General features: G+C 71.7%; 22 protein-coding genes. 5 read left to right on the forward strand and 17 right to left on the reverse strand.

Features of this window, described 5'->3' with window-relative positions; translation table 11 throughout:
- Positions 1-421, forward strand: a 421-nt coding sequence (locus B9S61_RS38630) for a gamma-glutamyl-gamma-aminobutyrate hydrolase family protein (protein WP_146065046.1), incomplete at its 5' end; no start/stop codon positions are given.
- A gap of 300 nt (positions 422-721) precedes the next feature.
- Here the strand turns inward: B9S61_RS38630 and B9S61_RS38635 are convergent.
- From B9S61_RS38635 to B9S61_RS38655, 5 genes are all read right to left on the reverse strand, one after another.
- A complete protein-coding gene (locus tag B9S61_RS38635) occupies positions 722-1657 on the reverse strand; it encodes a LysR family transcriptional regulator (RefSeq protein WP_103546329.1) in 936 nt (311 codons plus the stop codon).
- Between the two features lie 59 nt (positions 1658-1716).
- On the reverse strand, positions 1717-2439 hold the full coding sequence (locus tag B9S61_RS38640; protein WP_103546330.1) for a helical backbone metal receptor: 723 nt from the start codon (positions 2437-2439) through the stop codon (positions 1717-1719).
- Complete coding sequence (locus B9S61_RS38645) at positions 2436-3005, reverse strand: helix-turn-helix domain-containing protein (protein ID WP_103546331.1); 570 nt, start codon at positions 3003-3005, stop codon at positions 2436-2438. The genes B9S61_RS38640 and B9S61_RS38645 overlap by 4 nt, the downstream gene beginning before the upstream one ends.
- 390 nt (positions 3006-3395) lie before the next feature.
- Positions 3396-6014, reverse strand: a complete 2619-nt coding sequence (locus B9S61_RS38650) for an ABC transporter permease/substrate binding protein (RefSeq protein WP_103546333.1) — start codon at positions 6012-6014, stop codon at positions 3396-3398.
- Entirely contained in the window at positions 6007-7098 is a 1092-nt protein-coding gene (locus B9S61_RS38655; protein ID WP_103546335.1) for a glycine betaine/L-proline ABC transporter ATP-binding protein, read from the reverse strand. The genes B9S61_RS38650 and B9S61_RS38655 overlap by 8 nt, the downstream gene beginning before the upstream one ends.
- Before the next feature lie 230 nt (positions 7099-7328).
- On the opposite strand from B9S61_RS38655, the gene B9S61_RS38660 reads away from it, so the two are divergent.
- The 4 genes from B9S61_RS38660 to B9S61_RS38675 all read left to right on the forward strand — a co-directional run bounded on the left by B9S61_RS38660 (position 7329) and on the right by B9S61_RS38675 (position 10618).
- Entirely contained in the window at positions 7329-8258 is a 930-nt protein-coding gene (locus tag B9S61_RS38660) for a 5'-3' exonuclease (RefSeq protein ID WP_258040114.1), read from the forward strand.
- Between the two features lie 94 nt (positions 8259-8352).
- Positions 8353-9201 (forward strand): siderophore-interacting protein, encoded by an 849-nt coding sequence (locus B9S61_RS38665; protein WP_103546339.1) that lies wholly within the window; start codon positions 8353-8355, stop codon positions 9199-9201.
- Positions 9202-9323: 122 nt separating this feature from the next.
- Positions 9324-9620 carry a hypothetical protein gene (locus B9S61_RS38670; RefSeq protein ID WP_103546340.1) on the forward strand — a complete coding sequence of 99 codons (297 nt, stop codon included), beginning with the start codon at positions 9324-9326 and terminating at the stop codon, positions 9618-9620.
- Positions 9621-9667: 47 nt separating this feature from the next.
- Entirely contained in the window at positions 9668-10618 is a 951-nt protein-coding gene (locus tag B9S61_RS38675) for an RluA family pseudouridine synthase (protein ID WP_103546342.1), read from the forward strand.
- Here B9S61_RS38675 and B9S61_RS38680 read toward each other — a convergent pair.
- From B9S61_RS38680 to B9S61_RS38735, 12 genes are all read right to left on the reverse strand, one after another.
- Positions 10612-12153 (reverse strand): cytochrome P450, encoded by a 1542-nt coding sequence (locus tag B9S61_RS38680; protein WP_181007735.1) that lies wholly within the window; start codon positions 12151-12153, stop codon positions 10612-10614. The genes B9S61_RS38675 and B9S61_RS38680 overlap by 7 nt on opposite strands.
- 64 nt (positions 12154-12217) lie before the next feature.
- Positions 12218-12838: an ATP/GTP-binding protein gene (locus B9S61_RS38685; RefSeq protein ID WP_103546344.1), complete on the reverse strand. Its 621-nt coding sequence runs from the start codon at positions 12836-12838 to the stop codon at positions 12218-12220.
- Complete coding sequence (locus B9S61_RS38690) at positions 12819-13229, reverse strand: DUF742 domain-containing protein (RefSeq protein WP_103546345.1); 411 nt, start codon at positions 13227-13229, stop codon at positions 12819-12821. The genes B9S61_RS38685 and B9S61_RS38690 overlap by 20 nt, the downstream gene beginning before the upstream one ends.
- Positions 13226-13633: a roadblock/LC7 domain-containing protein gene (locus B9S61_RS38695; RefSeq protein WP_103546347.1), complete on the reverse strand. Its 408-nt coding sequence runs from the start codon at positions 13631-13633 to the stop codon at positions 13226-13228. The genes B9S61_RS38690 and B9S61_RS38695 overlap by 4 nt, the downstream gene beginning before the upstream one ends.
- Entirely contained in the window at positions 13630-15207 is a 1578-nt protein-coding gene (locus B9S61_RS38700) for an ATP-binding protein (RefSeq protein ID WP_103546349.1), read from the reverse strand. The genes B9S61_RS38695 and B9S61_RS38700 overlap by 4 nt, the downstream gene beginning before the upstream one ends.
- Before the next feature lie 416 nt (positions 15208-15623).
- Positions 15624-18482 carry an RNA helicase gene (locus tag B9S61_RS38705; protein ID WP_103546351.1) on the reverse strand — a complete coding sequence of 953 codons (2859 nt, stop codon included), beginning with the start codon at positions 18480-18482 and terminating at the stop codon, positions 15624-15626.
- A 40-nt stretch (positions 18483-18522) separates the two neighbouring features.
- Positions 18523-19413, reverse strand: coding sequence for a diacylglycerol kinase (locus tag B9S61_RS38710; RefSeq protein WP_103546352.1), 891 nt, complete (start codon positions 19411-19413; stop codon positions 18523-18525).
- A gap of 31 nt (positions 19414-19444) precedes the next feature.
- Complete coding sequence (gene tatC / locus B9S61_RS38715; protein ID WP_103546353.1) at positions 19445-20314, reverse strand: twin-arginine translocase subunit TatC; 870 nt, start codon at positions 20312-20314, stop codon at positions 19445-19447.
- 92 nt (positions 20315-20406) lie between these two features.
- The gene (tatA, locus tag B9S61_RS38720; RefSeq protein WP_103546355.1) at positions 20407-20688 is read right to left on the reverse strand and encodes a Sec-independent protein translocase subunit TatA; all 282 of its coding nucleotides are present in this window, start codon (positions 20686-20688) and stop codon (positions 20407-20409) included.
- A gap of 476 nt (positions 20689-21164) precedes the next feature.
- Entirely contained in the window at positions 21165-21359 is a 195-nt protein-coding gene (locus tag B9S61_RS38725; protein WP_103546357.1) for a hypothetical protein, read from the reverse strand.
- 10 nt (positions 21360-21369) lie between these two features.
- A complete protein-coding gene (locus tag B9S61_RS38730) occupies positions 21370-21663 on the reverse strand; it encodes a phage terminase large subunit family protein (protein WP_258040112.1) in 294 nt (97 codons plus the stop codon).
- A 76-nt stretch (positions 21664-21739) separates the two neighbouring features.
- Entirely contained in the window at positions 21740-22735 is a 996-nt protein-coding gene (locus tag B9S61_RS38735; protein WP_103546359.1) for a YafY family protein, read from the reverse strand.
- Between the last annotated feature and the right edge of the window lie 12 nt (positions 22736-22747).

Below are 22747 nucleotides of genomic sequence, written 5' to 3' on the forward strand. Positions count from 1 at the left end.
CGCCCGGGCGCGGGACGTCTGGGAGCTGGCCCTGATCGGGGCGGCCCTGGACCGCGGGGTGCCGCTGCTCGGCATCTGCCGGGGGATGCAGTTGCTGAACGTCGCTCTCGGCGGCACTCTCGTCCAGCACATCGACGGCCACGCGGGGGTGCCGGGCGTCTTCGGACGGCACCCGGTCAAGCCGGTTCCGGGCACGCGGTACGCCGCCGCGGTCCCGGAGGAAACGTCCGTACCGACCTACCACCACCAGTCGGTGGACCGCCTGGGGGAAGGTCTCGTGCCCTCGGCGTACGCGGAGGACGGCACGGTCGAGGCCGTCGAGCTCGCCACCGGGGTGTGGACGCTGGGTGTGCAGTGGCACCCCGAGATGGCCGAGGACCTGCGCGTGATGCGCGCCCTGGTCGTCTCGGCGACGCGGTAGCGCCGGCAGGTGTTCCGTCCCGGTGCCCGGTGCCCGGCGTGGGTGGGGGCCGGGGGGTGTTCGCGCGGCCCGGCGCTTGCGGGGTGCCTCCCCCCACTCTCGGCTTCGCTCGAGCGGGAGGTGCCCCCACCTCCCACCCGCCCTCGTCGCCCGGCGGCACGACTGCCCTCGGTGGCAGGCGGGGTCACGGCGCTCGCGGGCCGGGGCGACACAGGGGCGCCGTCGCGGCACCCGGGCCGGACCCGGCGGCACGACTGCCCTCGGTGGCAGGCGGAGTCACGGCACTCGCGGGCCGGGTCTTCAGCCGCGGGTCAGGGACAGCAGGTCCCGGGCCGGGCCGGCGGGCAGATGGCCCGTGCGCCAGACCGCGCGCAGGTCGCGCGCCAGCGCCACCCCGTCCACCGGGATCCGCACCAGTCGCCGCAACGCCAGTTCCTCCCCCACCACCAGCTCACTCAGTACCGCCGGCCCCGCCCCGCCCACCACCGCCGCCTTCACCGCGGTGGTCGAGGACAGCTCGATCAACGGCCGCGACAGCCCGCCCAGCGCCGCGTCCAGCACCTGCCGTGTCCCCGACCCCTCCTCCCGCAGGATCAGCGGGGTCGCCGCCAGCTCCCGGGCCGCGAGCGGGCGCCGCCGGCGCGCCCACACATGCGACGGCGCCGTCACGACGATCAGCCGGTCGTGGGCGATCACCGCGGAGTCCAGTCCCGCGGGAACCGTCAGCCCCTCCACGAACCCGACGTCCGCCTCCCCGGACACCAGCCGCTCCGCCACCGCCGCCGAGTTCCCGGCGAGCAGGGACACCGCCGTGTCCGGACGTTCCGCGCGCAGCGCGAGCAGCCAGCCCGGCAGCAGGTACTCGGCGATCGTCATGCTCGCCGCCACCCTCAGCCGCGAGTCCCTGCGGTCCTTGAGCGCCTGCGCGCCCGCGTCGAACGCCTCCGCGGCCTCCACGATCCGCCGCGCCCAGTCGGTGACCAGCGCCCCCGCGTCGGTCAGTCGTGATCCCCTCGGTGAGCGGTCGACCAGAGCCACCCCTAGCTGCCGCTCCATCGACCGGACGCGACTGCTCGCCGCGGGCTGGGTGATGCCCAGCTCGCGCGCCGCACCGCCCAGGCTCCCCAGTCGCGCCACCGCCAGCAGCAACTGCAACGCCCCCAGGTCCGGTACCCGGTGGGCCAGCGGTCCGGCGCTCGGAGGGCGGTCGCCAGGGAGGTCCTCCGTCTCGCTCATAAGGCCAGCCTATGCCGTCGTCGGGGCGGGCCATCCGCCGCGCACCGCGCGCGGACCGGTCAGGGGCGCGCCGCCCGCAGTGCACGGCCCAGCACCGCCGGCGCCTCGGCCAGTGACGGCCCGTACCAGGTGAGGTGGCGGCCGCCGACCAGCGCGCAGGGCAGCCCCGGGAAGGCCTCCGGGCCGTCGTCGGGGGTGAACCGGTACGGCTCGTCGGGAAGCACGACGAGGTCCGGTCGCACCGCGCGCAACTCGTCGAGCGGGATGCGGGGATAGCGCTCCGGATGGGCCGCGTACAACTGGTCGACGCCGAGGCGGGACGGCAGGTCGCCGGCGAAGGTGTCGCGGCCCAGCACCATCCAGGGGCGCCGCCAGACGGGCACGACCGCCGTCCGGCGCTCCGCGGGCAGCCCGTCCCACGCGGCTTCGGCCTCGTCCAGCCACCGGGGCCGTGCCGCCACCCCGCACGCGGTGAGCACCCGGTCCAGCTCCCGGAACGCCCCCGGCAGTGTCCGTACCTCCGTGACCAGCACGTCGAGTCCCGCCGCCCGCAGGGCAGCCAGATCGGGCTCGCGGTTCTCCTCCTCGTTGGCGATGACCAGGTCGGGGGCGAGGGCGGTGATCCGGTCCGCGTTCGGGTTCTTCGTGCCGCCGACCCGTACGACGTCCAGCCCGGCCGGATGTACGCACCAGTCGGTGGCGCCGACAAGGAGGCCGGGAGCGGAGTGCGCCACGGCCTCGGTCAGCGAGGGAACGAGGGAGACGACCCGGGCGGGGCTCATCGGCGCGGCTTGTCCCGCAGCGCCTCGATGTCCTCGGCGACCGCGACGACCAGCAGCCGGGTCTCCGCGACCGTGGCCCGCCAGCGGTGCCGGACGCCGCCGGTCAGATACAGGGTGTCGCCGCGGCCGAGACGGTACGCGCGGCCCTCCGCCTCGATCTCCACGGCACCGTCCGCCACATACATCAACTGGTCGTTGCGGTACTGCAGTTCACGGCCCGCGTCATGGTCGCCGGTGAACTCGGAGGCGTGCATCTGATGATGACCGCGTACCAGGGAGCGCGCGCGGGGCTCGGCCCGGGGCCCGGTGCCCTCGGCGCGGACGACATCCACGCTGCACGCCGGGTCGGCGGCGGCGAGGAGTTCCACGGCGGTGGTGCGCAGGGCGTCGGCGACCTTCTCCAGGGAGCTCTGGCTGGGACGGGCCCGCTCGTTCTCGATCTGGCTCAGGAACGGCACCGAGAGGCCGCTGCGCTCGGCCACGACGGCAAGGGTGAGGTCCAGCGCACGGCGGCGGCGGCGCACGGCCGCGCCCACCCGCAGGGGCTGTTCTTTGTGGTCGCCCATCGCTCCGGCTCCCTCCTCACCGATCGTTCCGCGTCTGCCTGTCGAGTTGTCTGCACCCTACGCATGTTCGGCAAGCCGTTTCAGGCGCCCGTCACGTCACCGTCACGCCCGGCCGGCCCGGACCTCACAGTTCACGCCAGCCGTCCGGCGGGGCCCCTCGGTCTCCACGTATGCGAAAAAGGCTGTTCCCGCCATTGTTCCCCCTGCCGGACGGAAGGTCACGGGGAAGGACCCGAGAAGGTTCGGGGAGGGCATCACCCTCCGCGATTGTCCGAATCCCGCCCGTGCCCACCCCGCGGTCACCCGCGTCCCCGCACACCCGCACCCCCGCATACGACAGCCCCCCGCAGCCCAAGGACCACGGGGGGGCGTCGCATGACACGGGACCGCCTACCGCGGAGTCATCCGCCCCACGATCTCCGGATGCTCCTCGAGCCACGCGGCCACGGCCCCTTCCTCCTTGCCCTGACCCCGGTCCTTGATCTCCTTCTCCAGGGTGCCGAGCTCGTTCTCGCTCATCGTGAACCCCTTGATCCACTGCGTGAGCCGCGGGTACTGCTCGGGGAACTTCTTGCTCGCGATGGTGTGGATGGTGTTGCTCTCGCCCCAGGCGCGCTTCGGGTCCTCGAGCTTGGTCAGCTCGTACTCGCTGTACGTCCAGTGCGGCGACCAGAGCGTGACCGCGATGGGCTCCTTCTTGGTGTAGGCCCGCTTGAGCTCGGCCAGCATCGCCGGCGAGGAGCCGTCGACGACCTTGTACTCCTTGTCCAGGCCGTAGGCCGGCAGGACCTTGTTCTTGAGGATGTCCATCTGACCGGTGCCCGGTTCGATGCCGACGATCCGCCCGTCGAACAGGTCCGCCTTGCCCTTCAGGTCCGCCAGCGACTTGACGTCCTTGACGTAGGAGGGAACGGAGAGTTCCAGGGAGACCGGTTCGTACCACGTGCCGAGGTCGGTGAGCCTGTCCTTGTTCGGCTCGTAGAAGTTCTTCTGCGAGTGCGGCAGCCAGGCGTCGAAGTTGAGGTCGAGATCCCCGGACGCGAGACCGGTGTAGACCGGGCCGACCTCCATCTGCTTGAGGTTCAGCTTGTAGCCGCGCCGCTCCAGGACGTTCTTCCACAGGTAGGTGATGGCGACGTCCTCCTCCCAGGGGAACCACGCCACGTCCAGCGTCCGCTTCGCCTCGGCGGGGATGTCACCCGAGCCGGACGCGACCGGGGCCAGCTTGTCGACGACACCCGGGTCGTCCTCGAGCCAGGCGCGGACGGCGGTCTGCTGGTTGCCCTTGCCGGCCTTGTTGATCTCGGCCTCCAGGCCGGTGAGCTGCTCCTCGGTCATCGAGAAGTCCTCCAGCCACTTCCCGACGACCGGGTTGTCACCGGCGAAGCCCTTGCGGGAGACCAGGTGCACGCCGTCGCCCTCGCCCCAGGAGCCCTTGGGGTCCTTCAGCTTCTTCAGGTCGTAGTCGCTGTACGCCCAGTGCGGCGACCAGAGCGTGACGACGACCGGTTCCTTCTTGCTGTAGGCACGCTTGAGCTCGGCCAGCATCGCCGGCGTGGAGCTGTCGACGACCTTGTACTCCTTGTCCAGGCCGTAGTCGCCCAGCACCTTGTCCTTCAGCAGGCCCATCATTCCGGCGCTGGCCTCGATGCCGGTGATCTCCCCGCCGAAGGTGGAGGCCTTGCCCTTCAGGTCCTCCAGCGAGTCGATGTCCTCCATGTACGCCGGGACACTCAGCTCCAGCGTCGTCTCCTCGTACCAGGTGCCGAGGTCGTCGAGCCGCTTGCCGTACTTCTTCCAGTACGCCTCGTGCGTCGTCGGCAGCCAGGCGTCGGTCTGGAAGTCGATGTTGCCCTGCGCGAGGGCGGTGTAGAGCGGTCCGGCCTCGAACTGCTTGGCCTCGACCTCGAACCCACGCTGTTCGAGGATCTCCTTCCACAGGAAGGTGGAGGCGACGCCCTCGTCCCAGGGGATGTAGCCGATGCTTATCTTCTTGCCGTCGCCCACGTTCTTGCCGTCGTCGGCGGTGGTGTCGGAGTCACCGGCGCCGCCGAAGAGTCCCATGCCGCCCGCGACCAGGGCGAGCACGACGACCCCGATGACGGCGACCTGCGGACGGGGCCGGTAGGACCAGATCTTCATCCCCTGGGCGGCGCGGGCCTTGGCGGCCGCGCGGCGTCCGAGCGGGGAGACGTGGGTGCCCAGGGCGCTGGTCATCCGGTCCAGGTAGATCGCCAGGATGACGATGGCGAGACCGGACTCGGCGCCGAGGCCGATGTTCAGCTGGCCGATGGCCTCGATGACGGCGCCGCCGAGGCCGCCGGTGCCGACCATGCCGGCGATCGCGGCCATGGACAGGCCGAGCATGATGACCTGGTTGACGCCCGCCATCACCGTGGGCAGCGCCAGCGGCAGCTGGACGCGCAGCAGGGTGTCACGGGGAGAGGTGCCGAACGCCTCGGCGGCCTCGACCAGTTCCTTGTCGACCTGGCGGATGCCCAGCTCGGTCATGCGCACGCCCGGGGCGAGCGCGAAGATCAGGGTGGCGACGATGCCCGGGGCGGGGCCGGTTCCGAAGAACAGGATCGCCGGGATGAGGTAGATCATCGCGGGCAGCGTCTGCATGAAGTCCAGGACCGGCCGCACGAGGGCGCTGACCCGGTCCGAGCGGGCCGCCCAGATGCCCACGGGCACGGCGATGACCAGTGCGATGACGGTGGCGACGACGACCAGTGCCAGCGTCACCATCGAGTCCTCCCACAACTCCATGGAGTCCAGGAAGGCGAAGCCCGCGAAGGAGAGGACACCGGCGAGGGTGCCGCGCAGCCAGAACGCGATCACCGCGAAGATGCCGCAGAGGATCAGCGGTTCGGGCGCCTGGAGGACGGCGTTGACACCGTCGTAGGCGCCGGTGAAGACGGCCTTGAAGAAGTCGAACAGCCAGGTGACGTCGGCGAGCAGCCAGTCGACGGTGCTGTTGACCCAGTCGCCGAGCGGAATCCTAGGCACGGGCCATCACCTTCTCGCCGCCCTTGTCCCGGGGGGTGTCGCAGACACCGGGGTCGGACTCCTCGTCGCCGAGGAAGCCGACGAGGCGCTGCCGGGGCACGACGCCGACGACCGCGTCCTCCGTGTCCAGCACCGCCACGGGGTGCGGCACGCGGGCGCTGATCGCGCACAGGTCGGTGAACGGCGTCCCGGGCTTCGCGGTCTCGCAGCCGCAGTCGGCCTCGTCACCGCGCACCTCGGTGTCCATGACGGACCCGGCGGTGAGCACACGGGAGCGGTCGACGTCCTGGGTGAAGGAGGCCACGTAGTCGTTGGCCGGCCGGATCAGGATGTCCTGGGCGGTGCCGATCTGCTCGATGCGGCCGTCGCGCATCATCGCGATGCGGTCGCCCAGGCGCATGGCCTCGTTGAGATCGTGGGTGATGAAGACGATCGTCTTCTTCAGCTTCTTCTGCAGTTCGATCAGCTGATCCTGCATGTCGCGGCGGATCAGCGGGTCGAGGGCGCTGAAGGACTCGTCCATCAGCAGCAGGTCGGCGTCGGTGGCGAGCGCGCGGGCCAGGCCCACACGCTGCTGCATGCCGCCGGACAGCTCGTCGGGCCACGACTTCTCCCAGCCGGCCAGGCCACACAGGGCGAGCGCCTCGTCGGCGCGGCGAGCGCGCTCGGCGCGGGGCACGCCCTGCACTTCAAGACCGTAGGCAGCGTTGTCACGGACGCTGCGGTGCGGGAACAGCGCGAAGTGCTGGAAGACCATGCTGATCTTCTTCGAGCGGACCTGGCGCAGTTCCCGGTCGGACAGCGCGGTCAGGTCCTGACCGTCGAAGCGCACATGTCCGGCGGTCGGCTCCAGCAGGCCGTTCAGCATCCGCAGCAGGGTGGACTTGCCCGAGCCCGACAGGCCCATGACGACGAAGATCTCGCCCGGTTCCACCGTGAACGAGGCGTCGATGACGGCCGCGGTGACGCCGTCGGCGCGCAGCTCCTCCCGGTCTGCCTTCTTCTGGCGCAGTCGTTCGACCGCCTGGTCCGGTCGTCTGCCGAACACCTTGAACAGATGCTCGGCCTCAAGCCTGGATGACACGCGTACCTCTTGTCTCGACGGCAAATGGCGGAAGCGATGTCCGGCGGACGGCTCACGCGCCCACAACAGTTGAATCTGTAACCGGCATCGCTCCGGGCCCGCACCTCCCCGGATCCGCACGGGGCAAACCCGTTCGTGCGCCGCCTCACAGTGACGTCGCAGGACGCAACGCGTTGCCCAGAGCACACCGTGCTGATCCCTGCCGGGCGGTGTCGGTGCCGTGCGGCATGATGCGGGACGTGACCGGACGACTGATGCTCCTCGACACCGCTTCCCTCTATTTCCGCGCCTACTTCGGCGTCCCCGAGTCCGTCCGCGCCCCGGACGGCTCGCCGGTGAACGCGGTGCGCGGGCTGCTCGACTTCATCGACCGCCTGGTGAAGGACCACCGGCCGGACCGTCTGGTGGCCTGCATGGACGCCGACTGGCGCCCGCAGTGGCGGGTGGACCTGATCCCCTCCTACAAGGCGCACCGGGTCGCCGAGGAGCGCGCGGCGGGCCCGGACGAGGAGGAGGTGCCCGACACCCTGTCGCCGCAGGTGCCGGTCATCGAGTCGGTGCTCGACGCGGTGGGCATCGCGCGCGTGGGGGTCGCCGGGTACGAGGCGGACGACGTGATCGGTACGTTCACCGCCCGGGCGAGCGGACCCGTCGACATCGTCACCGGTGACCGTGATCTCTACCAGCTGGTGGACGACGCGCGCGGGGTGCGCGTGCTGTATCCGCTGAAGGGCGTGGGCACGCTCCAGGTCACCGAGGAGGCCACGCTGCGCGAGAAGTATGGGGTGGACGGCAGGGGGTACGCGGATCTGGCGCTGCTGCGCGGTGATCCGAGCGACGGGCTGCCGGGCGTACCGGGCGTCGGGGAGAAGACCGCGGCCAAGCTGCTGGCCGAGTTCGGCGATCTGGCCGGGATCCTGGCGGCCGTGGACGACCGGCGGGCCAAGCTCACACCGACGCAGCGTCAGCGTCTGGACCTGGCGCGGCCGTACCTCGCGGTCGCTCCCAAGGTGGTCCGGGTCGCGGACGACGTCCCGCTGCCGGACGTCGACACGGCGTTGCCGCGGACGCCGCTGGACCCGGCCGGGGTGGAGGCCCTGGCCGCCCGGTGGGGTCTGGGCGGTTCCCTGCAGCGGCTGCTGACGACGCTGTCGTCGTGAGCCGCGGGCGCGGCCCGGAGCGGCGGCTCCTGCGCTCTCCGAGGGCGAGGTGCTAACTTAGGTAACCCTAACTGCGACCGCTGGGAGGCACCTCATGGCAGAGCGACCGGGACGCGCGGCGCGCACAGTGCACACCGCCGAGGTCGTCCGCACGGAGCGGCTGACCCGGCACATGCAGCGTGTGGTGCTGGGCGGCGAGGGTCTCGCCGCCCTCCCCGTGGGCACCTGCACCGATCACTACGTCAAACTGCTGTTCCCTGCCTCGGGTGTCACCTACCCCGAGCCCTTCGATCTCCAGCGCGTCCGCGAGGAGTTCCCGCGCGGGCAGTGGCCGGTGACCCGTACGTACACGGTGCGCCAGTGGGACACCGAGCACCGCGAACTGACCCTGGACTTCGTGATCCACGGGGACGAGGGACTGGCCGGGCCCTGGGCGGCGAACGTCCGGCCGGGCGAGATCGTACGGTTCCTCGGCCCCGGCGGCGCGTACGCCCCGGACCCGGGCGCCGACTGGCACCTGCTCGTCGGGGACGAGAGCGCGCTGCCCGCGATCGGCCGTGCGCTGGAGACGCTGCCCCCGGGTGCCAGGGCCTTCGCCTTCGTGGAGGTCGCCGGACCCGAGGAGGAGCAGAAGATCGACTCCGACGTGGAGGTGCGCTGGCTGCACCGCGGCGGCCGTCGCGTCGGCGAGGCGCTGGTGGAGGCCGTGCGGAACCTGGACTTCCCCGAGGGCCGGGTGCACGCCTTCGTCCATGGCGAGGCGCATTTCGTCAAGGAGTTGCGGGGGCTGCTGCGGGTGGAGCGCGGCCTGTCGCGCGAGGACCTGTCGATCTCCGGGTACTGGCGGCTCGGCCACAACGAGGACGGCTGGCAGGCCTCCAAGCGGGACTGGAACGCCCGCGTCGAGGCCGAGCAGGAAGGTGCGGGCGCCACCACCGCCTGACCGCGCCGGGATGCCCCCGGGAGCCGCCGGGCGGGCCGGTCGGGTGAACCATGGCCCGTCGCACCGGGGGTGGCGGCGTGGCGAGCTCTCCGGGCCCGCGCGCTGCCCCAGGATCCGGGCCCGTGGCACACACCTTCGACGAGCTCGTGGCCAAGCAGCGCGCGGCGGACGAGGCACACAGCCGGGTCCGGCAACTGCGGGACACCTACGATCCACGCGCCCGCGCCCAGTGGAGCGCACACCAGCGGGCGACGTGGGAGACAGCCTGGCGGGCGTGGCGCGACCTCGCCCGTGACGTCCGCGTCGCGGTGACCGACTACGCCCGCGCCGAGGGCAGACCGCTGCACGAGATCGAGGCGGATCTGACCCACGCGGTACACCACGGGAAGCCTCCGGAGCCGGGCACTCCGGGCGGGTAGCGCGCCGGGCGTCCCGCGCCCGGCGGGCGCCCGTACGCTTGCCCGGTGTGAGACGCAGACGGCCGGTTCCGCCCTCTCCCCTGCCGCAGCGCGAGGGGGTGGACCCCGTGCGGGTGCGGCTGCCCGCCGGGGAGCAGTGGGCCACGGTGGGGGAGCATCTGGTGCGGCGGCTGGCGGCCGGCGCCGGAGTGGTGGACGGGATGTTCGCCGCGGGGCTGATCGTCGGGGCGGACGGACGGGCCGTACCGGCGGACACACCGTACGCGCCCGGTATGTTCCTCTGGTTCCACCGGGAGCTGCCCGACGAGGTGCCGGTGCCGTTCCCGCTGGTGGTCGTCCACCGGGACGAGCACATCGTCGTCGTCGACAAGCCGCATTTCCTCGCCACCACCCCGCGCGGCAGCCATGTCACCCAGACCGCGCTCGCCCGGCTCCGCCGTGAGCTCGGCATCCCGGAGCTGGGAGCCGCGCACCGCCTCGACCGGCTCACCGCGGGACTGGTGCTGTTCACGGTGCGGCCCGGGGAGCGCGGCGCGTACCAGACGCTGTTCCGCGACCGCCTGGTGCACAAGGAGTACGAGGCCGTCGCCCGGTACGACCCGGCGCTGGAGCTGCCCCGGACGGTACGCAGCAGGATCGTGAAGGAACGCGGAATGCTGACCGCCGAGGAGGTCGGGGGCGAGCCCAACGCGGTGACCCGGGTGGAACTCGCCGGCCACCGCCCGGACGGTCTGGGCCGGTACCGTCTGATGCCCGGCACCGGGCAGACCCATCAGCTGCGCGTCCATATGAACGCCCTCGGTGTGCCGATCCTCGGCGATCCCCTGTACCCCGTGGTGACCGGTCCCGTGCCGGCCGGTGACTTCCGGCGTCCGCTGCAACTGCTGGCGCGGAAGCTGGAGTTCACCGACCCGGTGACGGGCGTGGAGCACCGGTTCAGCAGCGGCCGGACGCTCGGGGTCTGGAGCTCGTACGAGGAGTGGTCGGCCGGTCAGTAGCCGCGCCACCAGCGCAGGAGGCGCTGCCACGCGTTCCGCGGCGGGGCGGGTTCCGTCACGGGCTCCGGCGCGGGCGGAGGCACCGGCGCGGGCATCGGCGCGGGAGCGGGAGCGGGCGGCACGGTGTGCGGCGCGGACTGCTCCGGCGCGGACGCCGCCGCGGTCTTCGGCCGGGCCCCGCCGCCGATGTGCCAGTCCTGCTGCACGGGCGCCTCGTTCTCGTGGCTCGGCCGCTGCGTCTCGTCCTGCTGCGGCCGGGGCGTGAAGTGGACGGGCAGTTCCACGAGATGCCGTGAGGCGATGGACTCGGTGAAGTACAACTCCTCCTCGTCGATCCGCAGTTCCACGTCCGGCAGCCGCATGAGCAGCGCGTCGACGCCGACTTCGGCGATGGTGCGGCCGATGTCCTGACCGGGGCACTCGTGCGGGCCGCCGCCGAAGGCGAGGTGCGAGCGGTTGCCCATCATGTCGGCGGTCGGGTCGGGGCGTACCCGTGGGTCGACGTTGGCCGGCGCGGGTGCGAACAGCAGTCCGTCGCCCTTGCGGATGCGCCGGCCGCCGAGCTCCGTGTCCTGCTTGGCGTAGTAGGCGAAGATGGTGCTGAACGGCGGTTCGTCCCACAGCAGTTGCTCCACCGCCTGGGGCACGGTCATCTGGCCGCCGTTGAGCTGGGAGCGGAAGCGCGGGTCGATCAGCACCTGGCGCAGGACGTTGGCGAGGAGGTTGGCGGTGGCCTCGTAGGCGGCGATCAGCACCACTCGGAGGTGCTGGCTGACCTCCTCGTCGGTCAGCCCGGCGGGGTGGGTGACGAGGCGGCCCGCGAAGTCGCCGAGCGGCTCGGCCCGGCGCCGCACGGCGAGGCGCTGCAGCGCTCCCATGATGTACGCGTTGCTGGCGATGGCGGTCTCGGTGCCCCGGAGCATGTCGCGGGCGGCCTCGACGATCCGGTCGTTGTACTCGTCGGGCATGCCGAGGACGTGGCACATCACGGCCATCGGCAGATGCTCGGCGTACTGGCCGACCAGGTCGGCCTCGCCCGCCTCGCAGAAACGGTTGACGACCCGCTGGACGCTGCGGTTGACGTGCCGGCGCAGGCCGCGGAAGTCGGTGGCCGCCACGGCGGCGTCGATGGCGCCGCGCAGCCGCAGGTGCTCGTCGCCCTCCGCGTGCGCGCACATCGACTGCCAGGCGATGTGCGGCATCAGCGGATGGTCGGGCTTGACCAGGCCCTCGGCGAGCGGGGACCAGATACGGCTGTCCTTGCAGTACTGGGCGGGGGTGCGCACCAGTTGCTGGCTCTCGGCATGGCCGAGGACGACCCACATCGGCACGTCGTCGTGGATGAGCACGGGCGCCACCGGACCGTGCTCGGCCCGCAGTTCCTCGTACAGGTTCCGCAGGTCCTCCGACTCGTGCAGCCGGGCGAGACCGCCGGGGCCCGGGTCGTGCGCGGGGCAGCCGGGGGGCGGTCCGGGCCGGGGGCCGTCCGTGCCGGCCGGGGAGTCTCCCGTCAGGGAGTGAGGTTCAGGCGTCACAGTGGTCGCTCCGAAAAGGGGAACAGGGGGCTGGTCTGGAGGCAGAGGGGGTGGAATCGGGCGGTCAGCGGAGCGAGCCCGTCATGGCGATCGAGTGCAGGAACCGCATCAGGGTCATCAGGACGTCACGGCTGGAGGCGCGGCGCCGCACATCGCACTCCACGATGGGGATCTGCTCGGACAGGTCGAGGGCGGACCGCAGGTCTGGGATGGGGTAACGCGGGCCGTCCGGGAAGGAGTTGACTGCGACGACGAACGGCACGCCGCGCTCCTCGAGGCGTCCCATGACGTCGAAGCTGACTTCGAGGCGGCGCGTGTCGACCAGGACGACCGCACCGAGCGCCCCCTCGAACAGTCCGTTCCACAGGAACCAGAAGCGCTCCTGGCCCGGGGTGCCGAAGAGGTACAGCACCAGCTGGTCAGTGATCTTGATGCGCCCGAAGTCCATGGCGACGGTGGTGGCCGTCTTGGACGGGGAGCCGAAGTTGTCGTCGACCCCGACGCCGGCCTGCGTCATGGTCTCCTCGGTGCTCAGCGGTTTGATCTCGCTGACCGAGCCGACCATGGTCGTCTTGCCGACCCCGAACCCGCCCACGACGACGATCTTCACCGCGGCCTCGGCCGTATGCGGCAACTGATCCTCGGCCCGGGGTCCCGGGATGGTCTCAGAGCCTTTGAAGTCCATGCATCACCGCTTCGAGAAGGGAACGGTCGGGGAGCGCCTTGCGGACGATCGAGGAGCGCGCCTGGACCAGTTCCGCCGTCAGCATCTCGGTGAGCAGCACGGTCACCACACTGAACGGCAGGCTGAGATAGGCCGACAGTTCGGCCACGGACAGGGGGGCGGCGCAGAGCCGGAGGAGCGCCGCCTGCTCGGGGGTGGCGGAGGGCGGGGGGTCCGGCGAGCGGGCCACGATCAGCGTCACGAGGTCGATGTCCGCCCGGTCGCCGTCCGGGCCGGCGACCACGTACAGCCGCTCGGGGTTGCCGCCCGGGCCCTTCTTCCCGGCCGGTGCGGCCGGTTGCGGAGGGGGGCCGTCCTGGGGGGAGCGCCTCTGGCGTTTCGGAGGAGTCATACGGGCTGCCCGTTCCGTCGCGGCGGACTGGTCAGATGGGCGCCGATGCGCACGACGAGGTCGCGCATCATGCCGCCCATGCGGCCGGGTTCGCAGGTCATGTCGGAGAGCACCGCGAGATAGGCGTTGGCGCCGGCCGCCATGAGGTAGAAGTAGCCCTCGTTGATCTCGATGAGCACCATCTTCATCTCGCCGTCGCCGTGCGGGAGTTCCTGGGCGACGGCCCCGGCGAGGCTCTGCACGCCCGCGCAGGCCGCGGCGACCCGGTCGGCGGCGTCCGGCTCGCCGCCGTAGCGGGCGATGCGCAGGCCGTCCGCGGAGAGCACCACGATCATCTCGACGCCGGGTACGCCGTCGGCGAGCTCCTTGAGCATCCAGTCGAAGTTGGCTCGCTGCTGGATCACTTGGGGTTCCCCTCGTCATCGGCCTCGGTGCGGGCCGGTTCGTTGATGAGATGCAGGTAGGCGGTCGGGTTCCGGGTGAAGTCGGTGGGGTGGACCCCCGGGTCGAGGTCCTTCTTCAGGCCGTCCCAGAAGGCGTCGACCCACAGCCCGGGTTCGCGGTCGTTCCGCTTCTTCTCGGGCTCGGGCGTGGCCCAGATGTCGTGGTACTCCTCGCCCCGCTCCCTGGCCTCCCGCTCGGCGCGCTCGGCGGCCGCCTGCTCGGCGTACCGCTGGGCCAGCGGGGTCTTCACCCGGCTGCGGCGCTGCGGCAGGCCGCCCGCGGTCCACTCGGTGACCTCGGGGACGTCGTCCTCCATCGACACCGTTTCGGGGATGCGGGGGCTGGTGGGGCGGCGGCGCTTGGGGGCGCGCTCCGGGCCGGGGAGGGCGTCGACCGGGCGGGGCACGGCGGTGGCCCCGATGCCGTGGGCGAGGCCCACACCGGGCTGGTCGGTGATCATCTCGCTCGGCACGATGAGTACGGCGCGGACCCCGCCGTACGCGGAGGCGCGCAGGGAGACCTGCATGTTGAACGCGGTGCAGAGCCGGCCGACGACGGCGAGGCCGAGGCGCGGGTTGGCTCCGATCTCCTGGAGGTCGACGCCCCGCTGGGCCTGCTCCAGGATGCCCTCGATACGGGCCCGTGCCTGCTCGTCGAGGCTGACTCCGGCGTCCTCGATCTCGATGGCGACGCCGGTCTGCACCTCCGTGGCGGTGACGCTCACCTTGGAGGTCGGCGGCGAGTAGCGGGTGGCGTTGTCGAGGAGTTCGGCGGCGGCGTGGATGACCGGCTCGACGTAGATGCCCTTGATGTTGATCTTGGCGATCGACTTCAGGTCGATACGGCGGTACTCGAGGATGCGGGACATGGCGCCGCGCAGCACGCTGTAGAGCGCGACGGGGTTGGGCCACTGGCGGCCGGGGCGGCCGCCGCCGAGGACGGAGATGGAGTCGGCGAGGCGGCCGATCAGCGCGGTGCCGTGGTCGATGCGCAGCAGGTCGTCGAAGACCTCGGGGTTGCGTCCGTGGTCCTCCTCCATCTCGCGGAGTTCGCTGGCCTGCTGGTGGACGATGGCCTGGACGCGGCGGGCGATGCTGACGAAGGAGCGCTGCGAGGAGTCACGCAGGTTCTCCTCGTCGTCGATGATCTTCAGCATCGTCCTGAGCAGCTCGGTCTGGTACTTCGGCAGGTCGCGCCAGGCCGGGTTGAGGCGGGGCAGGCCGCGCATCACCTCGTCGGGGTCGTTGCCGCTGTGCAGGTAGTCGAGGGACGCGGGGACGACCTGCTGGGTGAAGTACTGCGTCTCCGTGTCGTGGGCGGCGATCCGCGCCTCCAGATACGCACGGTGACGGTCGTACTCGGCCTGGGCCTCGCGCAGTCGCCGGCCGCGGCGCACCGCCTCGGCCGCGGCGGCGGCCACCAGCAGGGTGGCGACGGCGCCGCACACCCCGACGGCGGTCCGGGCGGGCTCCGACACCAGGGCGACGGCGGCTCCGGTCGCCGCGGCCATCACTATGGCCGGCAGCAACAGCACACGTGCATAAGGAAGTTGGACACTCGCCATGTGAGCCCTCTGAAGCGAATCGACTGATGACCGGGGAACGTGCAGATAAGGGAACAAGCACACGAATACCTATCAACTCGGTGCGCTGCGGGCGAGCTTAGTCCGACCGGATCATCGCCATGTCATATTCAGGAAGTACCGGAAATGACGCCTGAGGCAGGGGTACGCTCGGGGAGTTTGCACACTCCGCCGTCATTCGAACACAAGGCGTCACGGTGTGCGGGCGTACGAAAACCACTCACCGTCACGGGTGAGGAAGGGCCCGGGCCACCTGATCCTGCCCAGCGGACGGGCCGATGATGCGGCCCGTCCGGGCACACGGAACGCAAAAGCCCGGCGCGCACAGGGGCGCACCGGGCTGGCAGCGGTTCGGCGTCCGGCCCCGGTCAGCCCACCGAGGAGTAGGCGACCACGCCGCGCAGCAGTCCCTCGACCGCCTTGCGGGCGTTCTTGGCGACCGTCGAGCCCTCGACTGCCGGAGCCGCGGCCGCGATCTGGCCGAGCACGTCGATGACCTGCTTGCACCAGCGCACGAAGTCGCCGGCCGGCATCTCCGCCTCGCGCAGCACCTCGTCGAGGCCGGTGCCCGAGGCCCACATGTAGGCGGCCCAGGCGAAGCCCAGGTCGGGCTCGCGCTGGCCCACGCCCTCGGTCTGGCTGATCCGGAAGTCCTCCTCCAGGGCGTCCAGCCGGCCCCAGATGCGGACCATCTCGCCGAGCGCCGCCTTCGCCCTGCCCGAGGGCAGCTTGGGCGCCATCGCGTCGTCGGCGACCCGGGCCTCGTACACCAGCGCCGACACGCAGGCCGCGAGTTCGGCGGGGGCGAGCCCTTCCCAGACGCCCTCGCGCAGGCATTCGCTGGCCAGCAGGTCGAGTTCGCCGTACAGCCGGGCCAGCCGCTTGCCGTGCTCGGTGACCTCGTCGCCGCGCAGATAGTCCATCTCGGTCAGCAGCGCGACGATCCGGTCGAAGGTGCGCGCGATGGTGTTCGTCCGGCCCTCGATACGGCGCTCGAGCTGCGAGGTGTCACGCAGCAGCCGGTGGTAGCGCTCGGCCCAGCGGGCGTGGTCCTCGCGGTCCTGGCAGCCGTGACACGGGTGCGCCCTCAGCTCCTTGCGCAGCCGCGCGATCTCCCGGTCGTCCGCCGCCTGGGCACGCTTCTTGCGGTGCCGCTCCGGAGCGATGTGCCCGGCCTTGCTGCGCAGGGCGGACGCCAGGTCCCGGCGGGACTGCGGGGAGCGCTGGTTGAAGGCCTTGGGGATCCGCATCCGGTCCAGTGCCTCCACCGGCACCGGGAAGTCGACCGACGCCAGCCGCTTGACCTGCCGCTCGGCGGTCAGCACCAGCGGCCGCGGACCGTCGTGGTACTCCACGCCCCGGTGCCCGCCCGAACGGCCCGCGGGCAGCCCCGGCTCGAGAACCAGCGCCAGTCCCGCGTACTTGCCGGTGGGTACGTGGATGATGTCGCCGGGTTTGAGCTTCTCCAGCGCGACGGCGGCCTCCGCGCGCCGGTGCGCCGCCCCCTGCCGGGCGAGTTCGGTCTCCCGGTCCTTCAGTTCGCGGCGCAGTCGCGCGTACTCCTCGAAGTCGCCGAGGTGACAGGTCATGGAGGCCTTGTAGCCCTCGAGCCCCTCCTCGTTGCGCTGCACCTGGCGCGAGATGCCCACGACCGACTTGTCCGCCTGGAACTGCGCGAAGGACGTCTCGAGCAGCTCGCGCGAGCGGTGCCGGCCGAACTGCTCGACCAGGTTGACCGCCATGTTGTACGACGGCCTGAAGCTGGAGCGCAGCGGATACGTGCGGGTGCCGGCCAGTCCCGCCAGGTGGTCGGGGTTCATGGCGCGCTGCCACAGCACCACCGCGTGGCCCTCGACGTCGATGCCGCGCCGGCCGGCCCGGCCGGTCAGCTGGGTGTACTCGCCGGGGGTGATGTCGGCGTGCTGCTCGCCGTTCCACTTGACGAGCTTCTCCAGCACCACCGAACGGGCGGGCATGTTGATGCCGAGGGCGAGTGTCTCGGTGGCGAACACGGCCTTCACCAGCCCGCGCACGAACAGCTCCTCCACGACCTCCTTGAACGTCGGCAGCATGCCCGCGTGATGGGCCGCGATGCCGCGTTCCAGGCCCTCCAGCCACTCGTAGTAGCCCAGGACGTGCAGGTCCTCGGGCGGGATGGAGGAGGTGCGCTCCTCCACCAGGGAGCGGACCTTCGCCCGCGCCTCGTCGTCGTTCAGCCTCAGCCCCGCGTACAGGCACTGCTGGACGGCGGCCTCGCAGGCGGCGCGGCTGAAGATGAAGGTGATGGCCGGCAGCAGGCCCTCGGCGTCCAGCCGCTCGATGACCTCGGGCCGGCTCGGGATCCACACACGCGAGCGCTGTCTGCGCTCGCGCTCCCGGTCGGCCTCGCGCATGCTGCCCCGCCCGCGGCGGCGGTCGCCGAAGGACGGACGGCTCGCCTCCAGACGCGCCATGCGCGTCAGGTCGGGGTTGACGGCCTTCTTGCGGCTCTCGCCCTCCTCGAAGAGGTCGTAGATGCGGCGTCCGGCGAGCACGTGCTGGAACAGCGGCACCGGCCGGTGCTCGGAGACGATCACCTGGGTGTCACCGCGGACGGTGTCCAGCCAGTCGCCGAACTCCTCCGCGTTCGACACCGTGGCCGACAGGGAGACCAGGGTCACCGACTCGGGGAGGTGGATGATCACTTCCTCCCAGACGGCGCCGCGGAAACGGTCGGAGAGGTAGTGCACCTCGTCCATCACCACGTAGCCGAGGCCGAGGAGGGTCTGGGACCCGGCGTACAGCATGTTCCGCAGCACCTCGGTGGTCATCACGACCACCGGGGCGTCGGAGTTGACGCTGTTGTCACCGGTGAGCAGGCCCACCTTGTCGGCGCCGTAGCGGCGGCACAGGTCGGCGTACTTCTGGTTCGACAGCGCCTTGATGGGGGTGGTGTAGAAGCACTTCTTGCCCTGGCCGAGGGCGAGGTGGACGGCGAACTCGCCCACGATCGTCTTGCCGGAGCCGGTGGGCGCGGCGACCAGCACGCCCTTCCCCGTCTCGAGTGCCTGGCAGGCCTCGATCTGGAAGGGGTCGAGGCCGAAGTCGTACATCTCGCGGAAGGAGGCGAGCGCCGTGGCCTGCTCGGCGGCGCGCCTGCGTGCTGCCGCGTACCGCTCGGCCGGTGAGAGATCGTCTGTCATCGTGCTTTCGAGCGTACCGGGCCGCACCGACAACAGGACGATCATTATCGGGAACCCGTCCGCGCGGGCGGCGGGGCCCGCCGGATCAGGGGCCGACGACCCGCAGGGCGCCCGGAACGCACCGCGCGGTCAGCGGCAGCGGCCCCACCGGCTCCCCGTCCGCGTAGCCGGTGACGTCCTCGGCGGCCAGCCCGACACTCGCCGCGCGCAGCACGGTGATCGCGGGATGGCCGACGTGCGTGCCCCGGTAGACCCTCGGGAACACCCGCAGCAGCGTGGCACGGCTGCACTCGCCCACCACCGTGACGTCGAACAGCCCGTCGGTGAGATCCGCTCCGGGGCAGATCCGCATACCGCCGCCGTACGACGGCCCGTTCCCGACGGCCACCAGGGTCGCCTCGACCTCGCGGACCTCGCCGCCGTCGAGGGTGATCCGGTACGGCAGCGGCCGGAAGGCGGCCAGCTCGGCGACCATCGCGACGTCGTACTTCAGCCGCCCGAGCGGCAGCCGCATCCGGTTGCCGCGGTCGTTCACCCGGGAGTCGAAGCCGGAGGCAAGCACGGCTCCGAACCAGTGCTCCCCGATCCGGCCGAGATCGACGTCGCGGACCCGGCCGCATCGGAGGGCGTCGGCGATCATCCGGCCGGCGGCGGCCGGGTCCCGCAGCGGCATGCCGAGCGCGCGGGCGAAGTCGTTGCCGGTTCCGGCGGCGACCAGACCGAACGGGGTGCCGGTTCCGACGACGGCCTGCAGGGCGAGGTTCGCCATCCCGTCACCGCCGACGGCTATCAGGGCACCGGTGCCCTCCTCGATGGCGGCCCGCGCCCGGGCCAGGGCGTCCTGGGGGTCGTCACCGAGGACGGTCCGCACCGCGAAGCCGGCGTCCCGCAACGCGGAAGCGGCCGGCAGCGCCGCGCGGGCGCCCCGGCCGCGGCCCGCGGTGGGGTTGACGAAGAGGGTGATCTCGCTGGTCACGGGGATGACCCTATGAGCTGCGAGCCGGTCCTCAGGTCACGTCGTCATAACCGTTGACCCGGTCCTTGGTCGCCTGCTCGGGCAGGGCGGCCACGGGTTCCGCCGCGGCGATGGACTCGGGGGTGAGATCCAGCTGGGACGCCTCGTCGTCGTCGGGGCCCGCGGACTCCCTGCGGGCACGCCGTTTGTCGTTGAGCAGCGAGAACGCCACCGCAACGAAGTAGAGGACGACGATCGGTCCGGAGAGCGCGATCATTCCCACCGGATCGGTGGTCGGCGTCGCGACCGCGCCGAAGACGAAGACGCCCATGACGACGCCCCGCCACCAGCCCATCATGCGGCGGCCGGAGACGATGCCGACCATGTTCAGCATGATGAGCAGCAGGGGCAGCTCGAAGGCCAGGCCGAAGACCAGCACCATCCTGATGGTGAAGTCGAGCACCTCGTCGAGCGAGAGGATGTTCGCCGAACCTCCGGGCGTGAGGCTGAGCAGCACCTTGATGCTGACGGGGAGGATGACGTACGACAGGTAGGCGCCGCCGACGAACAGCGGGACCGCGGCCGCGACGAAGTAGTAGGTGTACTTCTTCTCGTGCTTGTGCAGCCCGGGAGCGATGAAGGCCCAGAGCTGGTAGAGCCACACGGGACTGGAGATGATCAGGCCGGCCATGAGGCTCACCTTGATCGTCGTGGTGAACGGCGACGTCAGCGTGTTGAAGGAGACGATGGCGCAGTTGCCGCCGTCGCTGTTCGCCAGGTCCTCGCATTTCGGCACCGGCTCCGCGAGGAACTGCATGAGCTGCTCGCTGTAGAACGCGGCCACGATCATCACCACGACGATCGCGACGACGGCCTTGGCGAGCCGATTACGCAGCTCGCGCAGGTGTTCCACAAGAGGCATGCGCCCCTCGGGGTCCCTCTCCTGTGTGCGGGCAGACTTGAGCAACCCACGTTCCCATCTCGTGCGGCGGGCCGGAGGTCACCGGCCCTGCGTCAGCGCTTGGTCGTGTCCGTCGGCTCGGTGACCGGGCGGGAGCTGGTCACGTCGCCGGGGGCCGCCTGGATGGTGCGCTGTGCCGGAGGCTGCTCGCCGGTGGCCGGCGGATCGGCCGGGGCGGCGGACTTGTTCTCGTCCTTCATCGCCTTGGCCTCGCTCTTGAGGATGCGCGCGGACTTGCCGAGCGACCGCGCCATGTCCGGGAGCTTCTTCGCGCCGAACAGCAGGATGATGACGACGAGGATCAGAATGATCTCGGTAGGTCCGAGCCGTCCCATAAGTCTTTACCTTCTCACCGAGGCGGGTGGGTGGGTAGCTGTCCGACCGGTCGGACGGGTGTCCGAACGACGGTGCTGGCAGCGATCGTAACGCTCAGGGGTGAACGTCCGGCAATCCCCGTGCGTACTCCCGTCCGCGGTCCGAGCCTCGTTCTCCGGGCCGCGCTCAGCAGCGTACCTGCCGCGCCCCACGCCTCGACAGGTCCCGGCCCTCCACGCCGGACACTCCACACCCGGGCCCACGCCCTCTCCCGCGGGCAGTCGCCTCCCCGTCGCGTCCCCGGCGTATCCCGCTCCCGCTCCCGCGGGGGTCGTGTCGCAGGGCGATGGGGGTCCCGCGCTCGAGCGAAGCCGAGAGTGCGGGAGGGTGGGCGGTGGGGGTACCTCCCGCTCGAGCGAAGCCGAGAGTGGGGAGGCACCCCGCGGACACCCTCGCGCGGCGCGCGCCGGCCGGAAACGGAGGACATCCGAACCGTTCACAGCGCCTCGGCGGACCGCGCCACCCCATCCGCCGCCCGCTCCAGATCGTCCGCCGCCCGGCTGATCCGCCGCGCCGAGTCCGTGACCTGCCTCCCCAGCCGCTCCGCCTCGACGAAGACCCGGACGGCGAGCACGCCGATCACCAGTACACCCAGGAACCCCACGGCAACCGCGAGCATCGGCCAGAACATGGGAGCGAGCCTAGACGGTCGAGTGCAGCCGCAGCGTCCGCACCCCGCCCCCGGTCAGCAACTCCACGATCCGCTCCCCCGCCGGCTTGCGCACGGCGGCCCCGCACCGCGGGCAGGTGAAGGAGTAGAACGTCGTACGGCTGCTCGCCCCGATGGCCAGCCGCAGCGCGCTCGCGGCGAGTTCGAAGCGCTCCCGGCAGTCCGGGCACCCCGCCCGGAACATCACCGGGGCCACGCTCCTCATCCCGGCGAACGCGGACGCCGCCGTCATGCCCCGCACCCCAGGGGTCGCCGACTCGCTCAAAGCCCTCGCTCCTGACTGTCGTCCTGCCCGTCCCGCACCGGCCGCCGCCCGTCCGGCCGCGACGGGGTGCGGCCCCTCATCCGGCCGCCTCGGCACCGTCGTACGCCGCCAGCGCCTCCGTGGCCGCCCGCCGGGCGCTGTCGGCCAGCTCCGACGGTTCGACGATGCGGCCGTCGCGGCCGAGCCGCAGGGCCAGCCTCCTGAGCGAGGCCGGATCGGGTGTGCGCAGAGTGATACGCAGCCCGCCGTCGGGAAGCTCATCGGCGCTGTCGTGCGGGTAGTACTCGGCGACCCAGCGCCCGCCCGGCGCGACGTCGACCACGACCTCCGGGTCCTCGGCCGAGGGCTGCACCAGCCCTTCCGACAGGTCCCGCAGCTCGACCTCGGGCGGCGCGGACGGCTCGTCGAGGATCCTGATCTCGGCGACCCGGTCGAGCCGGAAGGTGCGGCGCGCCTCGGAGCGGCGGCACCAGGCCTCGACGTAGGTGTGGCCCACGCTGACCAGGCGGATGGGGTCGATCTCCCGCTCGGTGACCTCGTCGCGCGCGGGCGAGTAGTAGCGGATCCACAGTCGGCGGCGCTCGGCGATGGCCCGGTCGACGTCCGCGAAGACCCCGCCCTCGGACTCGAAGGTCACCGACAGCCGGGAGCTGGCGCCCGCCGCCTCCCCGGCCGCCGTCTCCACCTTCGCGGTGGCCCGCAGCAGTGCCTGCCGGTCGCTCTCGCGCAGTCCGGGCAGGGTGGCCACGGCGCGGGCGGCGACCAGCAGGGCGGTGGCCTCGTCGGCGGCGAGCCGCAGCGGCTCGGCGGCGTCCGCGCCGAGGGCCGCCGGGTTGTGCCACCAGATGCGCTCGCCGTCGGTGTCGATGTCCAGCAGATCGCCGCCGCGGAAGCTGGTGCCGCACATGGGCAGCACATCGAGGTCGGAGACCAGCTCGTCCTCGGTGATGCCGAAGGCGCGCGCCACGTCCTCGATCCGGGCGCCGGGGCGCTCGCGCAGATACGTCACCAGGGAGAGCATCCGCCGGGTCTGGTCGATGGCGTTCACGGGCCTGACCGGTTTGCCTGCCACGTTGTTGTCCGC

Origin of the sequence: Streptomyces sp. SM1 (genome assembly GCF_002910825.1) — a bacterium.
Taxonomy (GTDB): Bacteria; Actinomycetota; Actinomycetes; order Streptomycetales; family Streptomycetaceae; genus Streptomyces; species Streptomyces okerensis.